This window comes from Halosegnis marinus, assembly GCF_029338355.1.
Lineage (GTDB): Archaea > Halobacteriota > Halobacteria > Halobacteriales > Haloarculaceae > Halosegnis > Halosegnis marinus.
The window spans coordinates 2,178,448-2,192,883 of the sequence record NZ_CP119802.1; the positions used below are offsets into that span (position 1 = coordinate 2,178,448).

Annotated in this window: 16 protein-coding genes; 7 read left to right on the top strand and 9 right to left on the bottom strand. The window is 71.2% G+C overall.

The features are described from left to right. Positions 1 to 26: 26 nt before the first annotated feature. The 4 genes from P2T37_RS12140 to P2T37_RS12155 all read left to right on the top strand — a co-directional run bounded on the left by P2T37_RS12140 (position 27) and on the right by P2T37_RS12155 (position 3,398). Positions 27 to 665 carry a 50S ribosomal protein L1 gene (locus tag P2T37_RS12140; RefSeq protein ID WP_276234214.1) on the top strand — a complete coding sequence of 213 codons (639 nt, stop codon included), beginning with the start codon at positions 27 to 29 and terminating at the stop codon, positions 663 to 665. Continuing rightward, positions 665 to 1,720, top strand: coding sequence for a 50S ribosomal protein L10 (locus tag P2T37_RS12145; protein WP_276234215.1), 1,056 nt, complete (start codon positions 665 to 667; stop codon positions 1,718 to 1,720). The genes P2T37_RS12140 and P2T37_RS12145 overlap by 1 nt, the downstream gene beginning before the upstream one ends. A gap of 6 nt (positions 1,721 to 1,726) precedes the next feature. After that, positions 1,727 to 2,065, top strand: a complete 339-nt coding sequence (gene rpl12p, locus P2T37_RS12150) for a 50S ribosomal protein P1 (protein WP_276234216.1) — start codon at positions 1,727 to 1,729, stop codon at positions 2,063 to 2,065. Between the two features lie 103 nt (positions 2,066 to 2,168). After that, the gene (locus P2T37_RS12155; RefSeq protein WP_276234217.1) at positions 2,169 to 3,398 is read left to right on the top strand and encodes a tripartite tricarboxylate transporter permease; all 1,230 of its coding nucleotides are present in this window, start codon (positions 2,169 to 2,171) and stop codon (positions 3,396 to 3,398) included. Here P2T37_RS12155 and corA read toward each other — a convergent pair. The 5 genes from corA to P2T37_RS12180 all read right to left on the bottom strand — a co-directional run bounded on the left by corA (position 3,393) and on the right by P2T37_RS12180 (position 7,297). Then, the gene (gene corA / locus P2T37_RS12160; protein WP_276234218.1) at positions 3,393 to 4,373 is read right to left on the bottom strand and encodes a magnesium/cobalt transporter CorA; all 981 of its coding nucleotides are present in this window, start codon (positions 4,371 to 4,373) and stop codon (positions 3,393 to 3,395) included. The genes P2T37_RS12155 and corA overlap by 6 nt on opposite strands. Further along, positions 4,370 to 4,525 (bottom strand): hypothetical protein, encoded by a 156-nt coding sequence (locus P2T37_RS12165; protein ID WP_276234219.1) that lies wholly within the window; start codon positions 4,523 to 4,525, stop codon positions 4,370 to 4,372. The genes corA and P2T37_RS12165 overlap by 4 nt, the downstream gene beginning before the upstream one ends. 42 nt (positions 4,526 to 4,567) lie before the next feature. Then, positions 4,568 to 5,212, bottom strand: coding sequence for a DUF6517 family protein (locus P2T37_RS12170; RefSeq protein WP_276234220.1), 645 nt, complete (start codon positions 5,210 to 5,212; stop codon positions 4,568 to 4,570). A gap of 49 nt (positions 5,213 to 5,261) precedes the next feature. Beyond that, positions 5,262 to 6,746 (bottom strand): cysteine--tRNA ligase, encoded by a 1,485-nt coding sequence (gene cysS, locus P2T37_RS12175; RefSeq protein WP_276234221.1) that lies wholly within the window; start codon positions 6,744 to 6,746, stop codon positions 5,262 to 5,264. Positions 6,747 to 6,826: 80 nt separating this feature from the next. After that, positions 6,827 to 7,297 (bottom strand): DUF7523 family protein, encoded by a 471-nt coding sequence (locus P2T37_RS12180; RefSeq protein ID WP_276234222.1) that lies wholly within the window; start codon positions 7,295 to 7,297, stop codon positions 6,827 to 6,829. An 83-nt stretch (positions 7,298 to 7,380) separates the two neighbouring features. On the opposite strand from P2T37_RS12180, the gene P2T37_RS12185 reads away from it, so the two are divergent. Then, entirely contained in the window at positions 7,381 to 8,253 is an 873-nt protein-coding gene (locus tag P2T37_RS12185; protein ID WP_276234223.1) for a CbiX/SirB N-terminal domain-containing protein, read from the top strand. A gap of 66 nt (positions 8,254 to 8,319) precedes the next feature. Beyond that, complete coding sequence (locus tag P2T37_RS12190; RefSeq protein WP_276234224.1) at positions 8,320 to 9,408, top strand: DR2241 family protein; 1,089 nt, start codon at positions 8,320 to 8,322, stop codon at positions 9,406 to 9,408. A 1-nt stretch (position 9,409) separates the two neighbouring features. Here P2T37_RS12190 and P2T37_RS12195 read toward each other — a convergent pair whose 3' ends face one another. The 3 genes from P2T37_RS12195 to P2T37_RS12205 are packed head-to-tail and all read right to left on the bottom strand — an operon-like array spanning position 9,410 to position 11,615. Beyond that, the gene (locus P2T37_RS12195; protein ID WP_276234225.1) at positions 9,410 to 9,955 is read right to left on the bottom strand and encodes a DUF7524 family protein; all 546 of its coding nucleotides are present in this window, start codon (positions 9,953 to 9,955) and stop codon (positions 9,410 to 9,412) included. 38 nt (positions 9,956 to 9,993) lie between these two features. After that, positions 9,994 to 10,179, bottom strand: a complete 186-nt coding sequence (locus tag P2T37_RS12200) for a methytransferase partner Trm112 (protein ID WP_276234226.1) — start codon at positions 10,177 to 10,179, stop codon at positions 9,994 to 9,996. A 59-nt stretch (positions 10,180 to 10,238) separates the two neighbouring features. Next, positions 10,239 to 11,615: an adenylosuccinate synthase gene (locus tag P2T37_RS12205; RefSeq protein WP_276234227.1), complete on the bottom strand. Its 1,377-nt coding sequence runs from the start codon at positions 11,613 to 11,615 to the stop codon at positions 10,239 to 10,241. A gap of 196 nt (positions 11,616 to 11,811) precedes the next feature. On the opposite strand from P2T37_RS12205, the gene P2T37_RS12210 reads away from it, so the two are divergent. Beyond that, on the top strand, positions 11,812 to 12,117 hold the full coding sequence (locus P2T37_RS12210) for a hypothetical protein (protein WP_276234228.1): 306 nt from the start codon (positions 11,812 to 11,814) through the stop codon (positions 12,115 to 12,117). Here P2T37_RS12210 and P2T37_RS12215 read toward each other — a convergent pair. Further along, complete coding sequence (locus P2T37_RS12215) at positions 12,114 to 14,414, bottom strand: DUF7527 domain-containing protein (protein ID WP_276234230.1); 2,301 nt, start codon at positions 14,412 to 14,414, stop codon at positions 12,114 to 12,116. The two genes, P2T37_RS12210 and P2T37_RS12215, sit on opposite strands and share 4 nt — an antisense overlap. Positions 14,415 to 14,436 lie beyond the last annotated feature (22 nt).

Below are 14,436 nucleotides of genomic sequence, written 5' to 3' on the forward strand. Positions count from 1 at the left end.
AACGGCTACGACTACGGAGGTGAAAGATGGCAGATTCGATACAAGACGCAGTCTCTCGCGCACTAGACGAGGCCCCCGAGCGGCAGTTCCGCGAAACGGTGGACCTCGCTATCAACCTGCGCGACCTGGACCTAAACGACCCCAACAACCGTGTGGACGAGTCTATCGTCCTACCGCGGGGGACGGGGCAGGAGACTCGAATCGTCGTGTTCGCGGAGGGCGAGACCGCCCTTCGGGCCGAGGACGTCGCGGACGACGTGCTCGACGGTGACGCCCTCGAGGAGCTCGGGGACGACACCGACGCCGCAAAGGACCTCGCCGATGAGACGGACTTCTTCATCGCCGAGGCGAACATGATGCAAGACATCGGCCGCTACCTCGGGACCGTGCTCGGTCCCCGCGGGAAGATGCCGACCCCGCTCCAGCCCGACGACGACGTCGTCGAGACGGTGAACCGCATGAAGAACACCGTGCAGGTTCGGAGCCGGGACCGGCGGACGTTCCACACCCGCGTGGGTGCCGAGGACATGTCCGCCGAGGACATCGCCGACAACATCGACGTCATCGTCCGTCGACTCGAAGCGGACCTGGAGAAGGGCCCGCAGAACATCGACTCGATATACGTCAAGACGACGATGGGGCCGGCACAGGAGGTGCCTAACTGATGAGCGCCGAATCCGAGCGCAAGACCCAGTCGATTCCCGAGTGGAAGCGCGAGGAGGTCGACGACATCGTCGGGATGCTGGAGTCCTACGAGTCGGTCGGCATCGTCAACATCGCGGGTATCCCCTCCCGTCAGCTCCAGGACATGCGCCGGGAGCTGTACGGGACGGCGGAACTGCGCGTCTCGCGCAACACGCTGCTCGTGCGTGCGCTGGAGGAGGTCGACGACGGCCTCGAACAGCTCACGGAACACGTCGCCGGACAGGTCGGCATCATCGGGACGAACGACAACCCGTTCGGCCTGTTCAAGACGCTGGAGGCCTCGAAGACCCCCGCGCCCATCAACGCGGGCGAGGTCGCGCCCAACGACATCGTCATCCCCGAGGGTGACACCGGGGTCGACCCCGGTCCGTTCGTGGGCGAGCTCCAGCAGGTCGGCGCCGCCGCCCGCATCATGGACGGCTCCATCCAGGTCACGGAGGACTCGACGGTCCTCTCGGCCGGGGAGGAGGTCAGCGCGGAGCTGGCGAACGTCCTGGGCGAGCTCGGCATCGAGCCGAAGGAGGTCGGGCTCGACCTCCGCGGCGTCTACTCCGACGGCGTCCTGTTCGACCCCGAGGAGCTGGCGATCGACATCGACGAGTACCGCGCGGACATCGAGGCCGCCGCCGCCGGCGCGCGCAACCTCTCCGTCAACGCCGTCTACCCGACGGCGCGGACGGCGGGCACGCTGCTCGGCAAGGCCTCGGGCGAGGCCAAGAGCCTCGGTATCCACGCGGCCGTCGAGTCCCCGGACCTCGCGGACGACCTCGTGTCGAGGGCCGACTCGCAGATGCGCGCGCTCGCCGCGCTCATCGACGACGAGGAGGCGCTCCCCGAGGAACTGCGCGACGTCGAGGTCGCCGAGCCGGCGACCGACGAGGCCGAGGAAGAGGAACAGGGCGACGACCAGACCGAGGATGCCGAGACGGAGGCCGAGGACGCCGACTCCGAGTCCGACGAGGACGACGACGACGACGGCGACGACGGCGACGCGCTCGGCGCGATGTTCGGGTGATTATCCATGGAATACGTTTACGCAGCACTCATCCTGCACGAAGCTGACGAAGAGATCAACGAAGACAACCTGACCGGCGTGCTCGAAGCCGCCGGCGTCGACGTCGAGGAGTCCCGCGTCAAGGCGCTCGTCGCCGCGCTGGAGGACGTCGACATCGAGGAGGCCGTCGAGCAGGCGGCCGCCGTGCCCGCGGGCGGCGCGTCCTCCGGCGGCAGCGCCGGCGGCGACGCCGACGAGGGGGGCGACGACTCCGAGGAGGAGGCCGAGGAGGCCGAGGCCGAGGAGGAGGACGACGACGAGGACGACGACGCCGGCGGCGAGGGGCTCGGCGAGCTCTTCGGCTGAATCGGCGACCGTCCGGTCCGTCGAGGACCGCGACTTCTCACATTTATCGCGCCCGCGAGCGGCCGCGCCGGGATTCAAGTAGGAAGCCGCGGCCACGCCCCGCGTGTTCGGCGTCACCCTCGCGGCGGAACCGGCGCTCGCCGCCCTCGGCTTCGTCGCCGCGGGCGTCGCGCTCGGGACCGTCTCGGGGCTGGTGCCCGGCCTGCACGCCAACAACATGGCGCTGCTGCTCGCGGGGGTCGCCCCTGCGCTCCCCGGCCCGCCGCGGCTCGTCGCAGCCGCGATGCTCGCCGCCGGCGTGGTCCACACCTTCCTCGACGTGGTGCCGACGCTGGCGCTGGGCGTCCCCGACCCGGCGATGGCCGCCGGCGCGCTGCCCGGCCATCGCCTAGTGATTCAGGGCCGCGGTCGCGAGGCGCTTCGACTCTCGGCGCTCGGCTCGGGGCTCGCGGTCGCGCTCGCCGTCCCGCTCGCGATACCCGTGACGCGGGCGATGACGGCGCTGTATCCGCACGTCGAGGCGCACCTCCCGGTCGTCCTGCTGGCGACGGCCGCGCTGCTCGTCTGTACGGAGTCGTCGCTCCCGGCGGCGCTCGCCGGCGCGGGCTGTTTCTGTGCGAGCGCGGCGCTCGGGGCCGTCACGCTCGACCTCGACCCCGTCGCGCCGCTCGCGGCGGGCGGGATGCTCGCGCCGCTGTTCGCCGGCCTGTTCGGCGCGCCCGTGCTCGTGGAGGCGTACGGCGGGAACGGCGTCCCCCGGCAGGACGACGCGACGGTCGCGCTCCCGCGGTCGGTCACGGGCGCGGTCGCCGGTGTGGGCACGCTCGCGGGCGCGGCCGTCGGCTACATCCCGGGCGTGTCGTCCGCGGTCGCGGCCACCGTCGCCCTGCTCGCCGTTCCGGGTCGGCTCGGCGCGCGCGGCTTCCTCGTCTGCGTCTCGGGCGTCAACACCGCCAACACGATATTCGCGCTCTTCGCCCTCGTGGCGCTCGGGTCACCGCGGACCGGCGTGCTCGTCGCGGTCGAAGCGACCGGTGCCCCCGTCTCGCTGGGACTGTGGCTGCCGGCCGTGGGCATCGCCGCCTGTGTGGGCTTCCTGCTCGTGCCGGCGGTCGGGGACCGCTACCTCCGGGTCGTGGGCGCGATGGACTACGCGCGCCTGTCGGTCGGGACGCTCTGTCTGCTCGTCTGTGTCGCGTACCTGTTCGCGGGGCCCGTCGGCGTCGCGACGCTCGGGGCCGCGACGCTGCTCGGCCTCGTGCCGCCGCGCTTCGGCGCCCGGCGCGTCCACCTGATGGGCGTGCTCGTCGGCCCGCTCGCGCTCGGGCTATAGGTAGTCCATCCGGTAGAAGTAGCCGAGCATCACGCCGGCGACGAGGGTCATCCCGACCATCGCCGCCGGGTAGCCGTACGTCCACGCGAGTTCGGGCATGTTGTACGGCGACCCCGAGAAGTTCATGCCGTAGATGCCGGCGATGAAGGTGAGCGGCAGGAAGATGGTCGCGACGACGGTGAGCGTCTTCATCACCTCGTTCGTGGACTGCGACAGGGTGTTGAGGTAGATGTCGCGCGCGCCGGCGACGAGGTCGCGGTACGTCTCCGTGAGGTCCACCACCTGGACGAGGTGGTCGTACACGTCGCGGTAGTACTTCTCCGTGGCCTCGGCGACCTGGTCGGGGTCGCCGCGCGCGAGGACGCCGACGGCCTCCCGGGCGGGCCACGCGACCTTGCGGAACGAGAGCAGGTCGCGGCGGACGCCGTTGATGCGTTCGAGCGTCTCGATGTCCGTGGAGACGAGCACCTCCTCCTCGATTGCCTCGATAGCGTCCTCCACCCGGTCGAGCAGGTCGAAGTAGCCGTCCACCACCACGTCGAGCACGCGGTAGGCGGTGAAGTCCGGCCCCCGCTGGAGGAGGCGTTCGTCGCCGCGCTCGACGGCGTTCCACACGCGCTCGACCGCGGGTATCGCCGCGGTGGAGAGGGTGACGACCCAGTCGTCCCCGATGAAGACGCCGACGGGGTCCTCGCGCACTTCCTCGTCGAACGGGCGGTCGCCCTTCGTGAGTTCGGCCGCCTTCACGAGGACGAAGGTGTAGTCGGCGTACTCCTCCGTCTTCGGCCGGACGTTGTTCGCCACGTCCTCGACGGCGAGGGCGTGGATGCCGAACACCTCGGCGACCGATTCCAGCGCCGCGAGGTCCGCGTCGTGTGCCCGAACCCACGTCGTGCCGGCCGCGTCGCGCGCGGCGACGAGGTCGCCGAACGGTTCGACGCCCCGCTCGGCCGAGTACACCACCGCGCGGCTCACGCCGACCCCCTCCCGAGGAAGAACAGCGACGCGCCGGCCATCAGCCCCACGAGCGTCAGCTCCCGTCCCGGATACGGTGCCGCGACGCCGGCGGCGTAGCCGACGAGCGCGAGGAGCGTACAGACCCCGCCGAGGAGCGCGAGCGGCTGCATGTCAGCCGAATCCCCGGGCGGGAGGAAAAGCGTTGCCCGCCGTCAGGCCGGGTGGTCGAGCCCCTCGATGAGGGCGTCGATGTTCGCCTGCTCGTCCACCCGCGTCGGGTGGACGCCTACCGCGATGACGTAGTCGCCCTCGTGTTCTATCTGCGTGATGTGGAGAAAGACCTCGACCTCCTGCCCGCCGGAGAGAGTGGCGTCGGCGCGGAACTTCGAGACGCGCACCTCCTGGCCGAGCGTCGTCAGCGTCCGGTTGGACTCGAACCGGATGTTGTCGATGCTGCTGTACTGCTCCTGCAGGCGGAGCGCGAGCTCGCGGTTCGAGAGGTCCGAGACGGGGTTGAACGGCCCCTGACCGGCGATACGGACCTGCGGCGTGGAGAAGGCCGTGAAGCGCGCGACCTGCTGGTCGCCGAACAGCGTGTCGGCGGCCCGCGAGTACTCGGCGAGGTGGTTCGTCACGGACACCTCCCGCTCCTGCCCGGCGACGGAGAACGTCCGGTTCCGCTGGTCGGTCGTGACCCGCTGTTCGCTGTAGCCCGTCTCCTCCAGCGCCGCGTCCGATACCGCGACGGACTCGGCCTCGAAGGTGAGCGACTCGCTTCCGGTGAGGAAGCCGATACACCCGCTCGTCAACAACAGGGCGGCCAGCGCGAGCGCGGCCGCGGCACGTCGGTTTTCCATCGGTTGTCGTCGCGTACTCCCGTCGAGGTCATAAAAACGGTGGCTCCCCCTACAGCCGGTAGGTCGGCCCGTCGTCGGTGTCCTGCACCTCGACGCCGAGCGCCTCGAGGTCGTCGCGCAGTTCGTCCGCCCGCTCGTAGTTGCCGGCCTCGCGCTCGCGCTCGCGCAGGTCGAGCACGAGGTCCACGAGTTCGCCGGCGAGCGTCGCGTCGCCCTCGGCGTCGCCCGCGAAGTCGAGCCCCAGCACGGCGCCCGCGAGGTCGTCGAACGCTTCGATGGCCGACCGCAGGCCGGGGTAGTCGTGTTCGGCCGTCGCGTCCAGGTGGCTGTTCACGGCGGAGGCGAGGTCGAGGAGGGCGGCGAGCGCCTCCCGCGTGTTGAAGTCGTCGTTCATCGCCGCGGTGAACGACTCGCGGGTGTCCTCGACCGCGGCCCGGAGGTCCTCGTCCGTCGCCTTCGTCCGGGCCGCGGCGGAGTCGGCCGCCTCGACCGCGCGCCGGTAGGCGTTCTCCAGCCGCTCGGTCCGCTCCTCGGCCTCGTGGATGGCGCTCTCCGAGTACGTCTGCGTGGAGTTGTACGACGCCGAGAGGAAGAAGACGCGCAGCGCGTTCGTCCCGTACTCGGGCACGGCGTCCTTGACGGGGACGAAGTTCCCCAGCGAGGAGGACATCTTCTCGTCGTCCATCCGGAACAGGTCGGCGTGGAGCCAGTAGCGCGCGAACGCCTCGCCCGTCGCGGCCTCGCTCTGGGCGATCTCGTTCTCGTGGTGCGGGAAGACGAGGTCGCGCCCGCCCATGTGGATGTCGATGGTGGTGTCGAGGTGGGTCATGCTCATCGCGGAGCACTCGATGTGCCACCCCGGTCGGCCCTCGCCCCACGGCGAGTCCCACGTCTCCCCCTCGGGCGTGTCGACGGCGTACTCGCGGTCGTCGTGGCGGTGGTCGGCCACGGCGTCGGCGCCCACGCCGTCGGCTTTCCACAGCGCGAAGTCGGCGGCGTGGCGCTTCTCCGAGCGTTCGTCCTCGGGGCCCTGCGCCTCCACCTCGTCGAGTTTCTGGTTCGAGAGCTTCCCGTAGCCGTCGAACGTCGTCACGTCGAAGTACACCGACCCGTTCGCCTCGTAGGCGTACCCCTTCTCGACCAGTGTCCCCACGAGGTCGATGATCTCGGGCACGTGTTCGGTGACGCGGGGGTACACCTCCGCGCGCTTGAGGTTGAGCGCGCGCATGTCCGCGAGCAGTTGGCCGATGAAGCCCGCGGCCACCTCGCGCTCGGAGTCGCCGAGGTCGTCCTCGCCGACCCGGGCGACGATCTTCTCGTTCACGTCGGTGATGTTCTCGACGTGGCGCACGCCGTAGCCGAGGTGTTCGAGCCAGCGGTGGACCGTGTCCACGTGGACCCATGTCCGCGCGTGCCCGAGGTGGGCGAAGTCCGAGACCGTGAGCCCGCAGTAGTAGAGGAGAACGTCGTCGGGGTCGGCCGGCTCGAACGGTTCCTGCTCGCCCGTGAGCGTGTTCAGCACGCGCAGCGTCATGCGCGCGAGTATTCCGGGCGACGGTTTCAACGCGTCGGTCCCGGCCCCGAGACCGTTCGGGGTCAGGGGCCGACGAGGGCCTACGCCGACAGCGCGTCCTCGACGTAGCGTAGCGCGTCCACGCCGTCGTCGCGCCCGACGAGACAGACCAGATGCCCCTCGCTCGCCCCCGCGGCCTCCGTCTCGACCCCCTCGACGTCGAGGCGCGCGAGGACGCGAGAGAGGTCCGCGACGACCACGTCGCCGGTGGCGAGGACGGCCGTGAAGTCGCCCCCGTCGGGACCGAACGCGGCGTCCCCGACCGACAGGAGCGCGTCCGCCACGTCCACGGGGCCGAGCCCGCTCCGCATATCGACGCGGGCCTCGCGGTCGGGCGACTCCGGGGTCGGCAGTTCGTCGGCGTAGCGGCGCAGCGCGGTCGCGACCGTCTCCTCGTCCCCGACGCCCAGATGTCGGGCCGCGGCGTTGTAGTTCACGACGCCCGCGGAGAGGGCCGCGTGGAGGAAGGGACGGCGGCGGACCGCCTCGCGCGTCTCGCTCGCGATGGTCATACGAGAGGCGTCCCGCAGAGGCACGAAAAGCGTGTCGCCTCCCCGTCCGAAGCCACTAAGCGCCGCGCGGCCCTCGTTCGGGTATGCAGGCGCTCGTCATCGTCGCCCACGGGTCGCACCTCAACCCCGACTCCTCGACGCCGACGTACACCCACGCCGACACCGTCCGCGAGGCCGGCGTCTTCGACGAGGTGCGGACGGCGTTCTGGAAGGAGGAGCCCCACTTCCGGGAGGTGCTCCGCACGCTCGAGTCCGACGAGGTGTTCGTCGTCCCGCTGTTCGTCTCGGAGGGGTACTTCACCGAACAGGTCATCCCCCGCGAACTCCGGCTCGACGGCTTCGACGTCGAACAGTGGGACTCCGACGGCACCTCCGCCGATTCCACGACGCTCTCGGCCACGGACGTGGCTGGCAAGACCGTCCACTACTGCGGGCCGGCCGGCACCCACGACGCGATGACCGACGTCATCGTCCGCCGGGCGGAGTCCGTGACCGGCGACCCCGACGTGGGGCCGGGGTTCGGCCTCGCCGTCGTCGGCCACGGCACCGAGCGCAACGAGAACTCCGCGAAGGCCATCCGCTACCACACCGAGCGCATCCGCGACCTGGACCGCTTCGACGAGGTCCGCGACCTCTACATGGACGAGGACCCCGAGGTGGACGACGTGACCGAGTTCTTCGAGAGCGACGACGTGGTCGTCGTTCCCCTCTTCATCGCGGACGGCTACCACACGCAGGAGGACATCCCCGAGGACATGGGCCTGACCGACGACCACCGGACCGGGTGGGACACCCCGACCGAGGTGGACGGGACCCGCATCTGGTACGCCGGTGCGGTCGGCACGGAGGAACTGATGGCGGACGTGGTGCTCGAACGCGCCCGCGACGCCGGCGCGGACGTGGGCGACGCCGTCGAACGGGTACGCGAGGCGACGCGCAGGGCGGGCGCGGACTGACGGCCGGCGGCCACGCGGTCCCGCCGCTTCGGGAGGATTCTTGAGCGTCCCGCGACTACCGCGGGTATGCACGCGACACAGGTCGAGCGGCTGGCGACCGCGGCCCGCGAGGGGGGCGCCGAGCGGGACGGGCTCGCCGTCGACCACGGGGACGACGGCTTTCGGTTCTCCATCCCGGCCGAGGGGGTCGACGAGGACGGGCTCACTGAGGCCGACCTCGACCGACTGGCACGCGAGTACCCCGACTACGTCACGAACTTCGCCGTCTGGACCCGCGACCGCGCCGCCGCGGACGCCGCCTTCCTCCGGTGGGCCGAGCGCGCCGACGAACTGTCCGTGCCGGAGCGGTACGACCGCCTGCGCGAGGGCGCGGCCCGGACGTGGGGCGAGGTCCGCGTCGCCGTCTTGCTCGACGAGGACGGCGAGCGCCGGTACGACCTCCGCCACGAGGACGACGCCGGCGTCCCGACCGGGGACCTCGACCGCTACGACGACCCGCTCGACGCGCGGTCGCTCGTCAAGACGGACGACGACGGCCGCTACCGGCCGCTGAAGGCCGCGCCGTCGCTCCCGCACGGCTGGGTGTTCCCGGACCTCGACGGCCGCGCCGCCGCCGAGACGGTCGAGTACGTCTATCCGGCGACCATCGCGAACTGGCACCTCGAAAACGAGGGCGAACTCGACGTCGACCACTGGCGCGAGACGATGGAGCGCCAGAGCGGTATCTACGGCGTCGTGAAGACGTGGGACCGCGGCGAGGGCCACGAGCACGTGAACTGGGTCGCGGAGGCGTGTTGTGACGACTCGCAGTGTCTCAAGCGCCGGGAGTGGCAGTACGACGAGAAGACCGACCTCGACGTGGACGGCGGCGACGGCGTCTTCCCCTGCCGCGAGCCGTGTTCGCTCGTCGTCTCCGCGGCCCGCAAGTGGACGCGGCTGGAGGCGGAGACGGAGCGCACCTACGAGTTCACGCTGACGCCCTCCGAGAAGGAACAGGTCGAGGCCGTCATCGACGCGGTGGCGGACGGCCGGACGCGCGACATCCGCGAGGCGGACGTGAAGGACCCGGCGAACCGCTACCGGACGCGCTTCCTCCGCGCGAAGCGGTTCGACGGGGCGGGGAACCTCTCGGGGACGCCGACTGACGAGGAGTAACCTATCGGAGCGTCGCGAGGCCGCCGGCGACGAGCCCCGCGAGCACGGCGAGGACGCCGAGCGCGACGTTCACGCCGTCGGCGGCGAGGACGGCCCCGGCGGCCAGCAGTACCGCGACGAGGCCGAGCCCGAGCGCCGAGACGGTCAGCGGGTCGGCGTCCGCGAGCGGTCCCCCCGGCTCGGGGTCGCGCGGCGTCCCGAGGTCCGGGTCGACGCGCACCTCGCTGACCGTCGTGTCGATGCCGACGGTGACGTACCGGGTCTGTGCGCCGTGGGCGGTGACGATCTTCAGGCTGCCCGTCCGGTCGATTCCGTCGCCGCCCACCTCGACGCGGACCCGGCGCGCGTCGCCGCTGCGGACGTAGTGGTTCGTCGCGTCCAGCCGCGCGACGGAGGAGAGCGCGTCGTCGAGGTGGAGGTGGACGTGGGTGGACTCGCCGCGGTTGCGGAGTTCGACGACGAACGTGTCGTCCGTCTCGAACGCCTCGGGCACCTCCAGCGAGTGGAGCCCGGTGCGGTTTATTTCGGCGACGAGCGTGTCGGTCACGCCAGTCACCTCTCCCGCTCGTGACAAAAAGCGTTCGCTCAGGCCTCCCGCATGTCCGGCGGGAGCAGGTTCGGGATGCCCTCCTCGACGGGGTACTCCTCGCCGCACTCCGTGCAGACGAGCCGTCCCTCAAGTATCTCCTCGTCGTCCCGGCGGATGACCTCCAGTTCGAGCTCGGACTTGTCGAGCGGACAGCAGATGATGTCCATCAGGTCCTCCTTCATGTCCGTTCGTGGGCGTGTCGGCGGCAAAAGCGTGCCGGAGCGCCGCGGTCGGTCGCGCGCTACCAGACGTCCTCGACGACGACGGTCTGCTCGCGGCCGGGACCGACGCCGACGCAGTAGACGGGCGCGTCGAGTTCGTCGGCGACGTATTCGAGGTAGGCGCGGGCGTTCTCCGGGAGCGCGTCGTACCCCTCGGCGGCGACGGCCTCGGAGTCGAACGCCGGCCAGCCGTCGAACGTGCGGAAGTTCGCCTCACACCGGCCCCACTGCTCGGTGGTGGCGGGCATCGTCAGCGTCTCCTCGCCGTCGAGCGTGTACGAGTGGCCGACCTTCACCTCGTCGAGGCCGGCGAGCACGTCCACGTGGTTGACGGCGATACCGGAGAAGCCGTTGACGCGCGCCGAGTGGCGAAGCATCGGCAGGTCGAGCCAGCCCACTCTGCGCGGACGGCCGGTGACGGTGCCGTACTCGCCGCCCTCCTCGCGGATGTAGGTGGCGAGGTCCTCGTTCTCGCCGGCGCCCTGTTCGTCGTAGCCGGGGGTGTCGCCGACGACGCCGCCGAGTTCGGTGGGCATCGGGCCGGAGCCGACGCGGGTGAGGTACCCCTTCACGATGCCGAGTATCTCGCCCGCGCCGACGACCGCGGGGCTCGTCCCCGAGCCGACGGCCGCGCCGCCGGCGGTCGGGTTCGAGGAGGTGACGTACGGGTAGTTCCCGTGGTCGATGTCGATGATGGTCCCCTGTGCGCCCTCGAACATCACCTGCTGCCCCTCGTCGCGGGCGGCGGCGACGTACTCGCCGGCGTTGACGACCATGTCGCGCTCCGCGAGGCGTTCGCCGAACGTGCGGGCGTGGTCGTACATCGCGTCCACGTCGAGCGCCTCGGGGCGGTCGAGGTCGTCGGCAGGAACGCCGAACACCTCCTCGACGACGGCGCGCTTCTGGGGGACGACGCGTTCGAGCCGCGAGCGGAGCACGTCGGGCGCGAGCAGGTCGCCGACGCGGACGCCGCGCCGGCCCGCTTTGTCCTCGTAGGTCGGGCCGATGCCGCGGCCCGTGGTGCCGATCTCCTCGTCGTCCTCCTCCTTCGCCTTCTCCTCGATGCCGTCGAGCACGCGGTGGTACGGCATGATGACGTGGGCGCGCTCCGCGACGCGGACATCCGGGTCGAGGCCGCGCTCCGAGAGCGCGTCCAGTTCCTCGAACAGCGTCGCGGGGTTGACGACACAGCCGTTACCGAGCACGCCCACCTTGCCGCGGACGGCCCCCGACGGAACGAGCGAGAGCTTGTACTCCTCGCCCTCGTGAACGACAGTGTGACCCGCGTTGTCGCCGCCCTGATAGCGGACGACGACGTCGGCCGCATCGCCGTAGACGTCGACGATGCCGCCCTTCCCTTCGTCGCCGAGTTGCGCGCCGACGATAGTGACGGTCATTACACGGAGAGGTCCGAGGCACCGACTAAACCGGTTTCGATAGCGCGGGCGCGCCGCCCCGGCCCCGGACGGAGACTGTAACACGGGAGAGGGTCACAAGGGCTATAACCGAGGACCGCGGAACGTGAACTCGTGCGTTGTTCCTCACCCGCATAGGGGAACCTTTAAAAGCGGACAACACAAGTTAACAAATGCCATGATAGACAGGCTTGAGAAGGAGGTCGATATGCTCGAACGGCACCTCCAGGTCCTCCGGATGGTCATCGAGAACGAGCCTATCGGCATCGTCAAGATGTCGAACGAGACGGGCTACCCCCACCACAAGGTGCGCTACTCGCTGCGCGTGCTCGAGGAGGAGAACCTCATCGAGCCCTCCAGCCAGGGCGCCATCACGACGGAGACCACCGTGGAGTTCGTCGGCGACCTCGACGGCAAGATAGACGAGATCGTCGACAAACTCGACGGAATGAAGATAGACGACGTGCCGGAGATAGAGTCCTAGAGGTCCGGAACCGAGAGGTGGAACTCGTCGTCGCGGGACTCGACGAGCGAGAGGTGGAAGCCGCGATTTCTCGACTCCTTCACGTAGCTCAGCCGCGAGTCCCGACTGAGTAGGCTCCCGCTCGTGGCGTCGCGAGCCGTCTCCAGGGCGGGCGACTCGTAGAACGCCGCCGTGAGGTAGAACGCGCCCGCGAACGTCCGCTCCGCGCGACACACCGCGACGGCGTCCCGGACGAGTTCGGCCATCTCCTCCTCCCCGACGGGCTCGCGGGACGCGTCGAGGTTCGCCGCGAACAGCGGCTCGCCCATCCGGTCGCGACAGACGACGTCGAAGCCGACCTCGACCTCCTCGTCGCCGTCCGGGACCGCGATGGCCCCGTCCAACTCGATGCGGTCGATGTCGGGCAGGGCGTCGTAGAGGTCCCCCATCCGGTCGGCGTTGCCCGTGTCGCGCACCTCGAAGACGAGCCGCGCGACGAGCCACTCCGCGAACCGGTAGCGCTGGCTCGCGTGGAGCCACTCCTCGAACGGGCGGCCGTCGACGCTCGCGCCCTCGGCCTCGAACCGCGTGTGCGAGGTGATACGCAGGTTCTCGCGTAACTCCTCCGGGCTCCCGTTGCCGTCGCGGGCGTCCTCCACCGTCGTCTTCCCCTTCGACGCGTAGCGGACGAACAGGTTCGTCCCCGCGAGCGCCTCCGCCTCGGTCAGCGACGGGCCGTCGCCGCTTCCCCCGAGCTCCGCCTCGAGGTCGTTGATCCGGCCGCGCAGACGCTCGGCCTCCCCGCGGAGGTCGTCCCGTTCGGCTTCGAGGTCGTCACGGTCGTTCCGGACCCGTTCGAGCTCCGACTCGACGCGGGCCAGCTCCTCCCGCGCCTCGTCGCGCTCGGTCTCGGCGACGGCGAGCGACTCGCGGACGCCGGCCAGTTCCTCGCGGAGCTCGGCGAGCTCCTCGGGGTCCGCGCCGTCGGCCTCCCGCGATTCGGGCTCCCGCTCGGGGTCGGGCGACGGGTCCGGCTGCCGGCGCGCGCCGGGTCGGTCGCGCCGACCGCCGACCGCCGCCGCGGCCGACCCGTCGCCCTCCGCGGTCCGCTCGGGGTCGAGCGACGGGACCGACCGGGAGGCGAGCCGTTCGGTCGGCGACGCCGCCGCGCCGGCCGGCTCCGACGCCTCCTCCGCCGGCGGCGCCTCGGGCGCGTTCGACACCGCGCTCGCGGCCGTCCCCTCGTCGGCGTCGCGACCGACGAGGTCGTCGCCCGCGGGCGGCTCCTCCTCGCGGGAGACGCGCGCCACCGCGCCGACCGGGTCGTCGCGGTCGGCGGCGCCGTCCCGGTCGTCGGACTCGTCCCCGGCGGGGTCGCCCCCCGCCGGCTCGGCGACGTCTGCTTCCGGGCCAGCCGTCCGGGCCGCGGTCCCGTCCGGCTCGGCGTCGGGCTCTGTCCCGTCGTCCGCGTCGGCCTCCGCGTCCGGCTCGTCTCCCGTACCATCGGCCTCCGGCTCCTCGTCGGTCACGGCGTCCGCCTCGGCGGTCGAATCCGCGTCCCCGGTCGCCGCGGCGGCCACGGCCGCGCCGCCCGCGGCGCCGGCCACCCCGTCCTCGCGACCGACCGAGTCGTCGTCGGGCTCCGCTCCGTCGTCCGCGTCGGCCTCGTCGTCCACGTCGGGCGCGGCCCCCGCCGCTGCGCCGCCCGCGCCGACGCCCGCGGCGGCCCCCGGCGACGAGTCCTCGGTCTCGGGTATCTCGGTCACGTCGATGTCGGCGGCGACCACCTCGTAGATACCCACTTCGTCGTGTGCGTCCTCGCGGGCCTCGTCGCCGGTCTTCAGGCGCCGGGCGTTGCCGACGAACGCGAGGTCCATCGAGCGCCCGGCCTGATACACGGTGTAGTAGTCGCCGGAGAGGACGTTCTCCGAGAGCTCGACGTAGCCCGTGAAGCCGCCCTCGGTGAGGGTTCCGTCCACCTCCTCGATGGGCGTCTGCTGGGTGTAGTAGCGGCCGCGCGTCTCGCCGCCGGCGAGCATCATCGCGACGAGCAGGGGGACGGAGGGATGGGGTGCCTCGTACACCGTGCCGTCGGCGTCGGCGAACCGCTCGATGTCGCCCGCCTCGAACTCGGGGCCGGCGGCCGTCTGCTTGTACAGGCGGACGGCGACGACGCGGCCGTTCACGAACAGCGCCCACGTGCTGCCGGCGGAGACGGCCCCGGAGAAGTCGGCGTCGGCGAGGTCGTGCAGGCCGGCGTAGCCGCCCGAGAAGGGACGGCTCTTCCAGCCCTCTATCTCCTCGACCCAGGTGTCCATGTACGAGTCGAAACGCCACCGG

Coding starts and splice junctions, on each gene's coding strand:
- P2T37_RS12210 (WP_276234228.1), top strand. CDS start 11,812: ATGATAGACAGGCTTGAGAAGGAGGTCGATATGCTCGAACGGCACCTC.
- P2T37_RS12200 (WP_276234226.1), bottom strand. CDS start 10,179: ATGAAGGAGGACCTGATGGACATCATCTGCTGTCCGCTCGACAAGTCC.
- P2T37_RS12145 (WP_276234215.1), top strand. CDS start 665: ATGAGCGCCGAATCCGAGCGCAAGACCCAGTCGATTCCCGAGTGGAAG.
- P2T37_RS12215 (WP_276234230.1), bottom strand. CDS start 14,414: ATGGACACCTGGGTCGAGGAGATAGAGGGCTGGAAGAGCCGTCCCTTC.
- P2T37_RS12140 (WP_276234214.1), top strand. CDS start 27: ATGGCAGATTCGATACAAGACGCAGTCTCTCGCGCACTAGACGAGGCC.
- P2T37_RS12205 (WP_276234227.1), bottom strand. CDS start 11,615: ATGACCGTCACTATCGTCGGCGCGCAACTCGGCGACGAAGGGAAGGGC.
- cysS (WP_276234221.1), bottom strand. CDS start 6,746: ATGACGCTGCGCGTGCTGAACACGCTCACGGGCGAGCAGGAACCGTTC.
- P2T37_RS12190 (WP_276234224.1), top strand. CDS start 8,320: ATGCACGCGACACAGGTCGAGCGGCTGGCGACCGCGGCCCGCGAGGGG.
- P2T37_RS12165 (WP_276234219.1), bottom strand. CDS start 4,525: ATGCAGCCGCTCGCGCTCCTCGGCGGGGTCTGTACGCTCCTCGCGCTC.
- P2T37_RS12185 (WP_276234223.1), top strand. CDS start 7,381: ATGCAGGCGCTCGTCATCGTCGCCCACGGGTCGCACCTCAACCCCGAC.
- P2T37_RS12180 (WP_276234222.1), bottom strand. CDS start 7,297: ATGACCATCGCGAGCGAGACGCGCGAGGCGGTCCGCCGCCGTCCCTTC.
- P2T37_RS12170 (WP_276234220.1), bottom strand. CDS start 5,212: ATGGAAAACCGACGTGCCGCGGCCGCGCTCGCGCTGGCCGCCCTGTTG.
- rpl12p (WP_276234216.1), top strand. CDS start 1,727: ATGGAATACGTTTACGCAGCACTCATCCTGCACGAAGCTGACGAAGAG.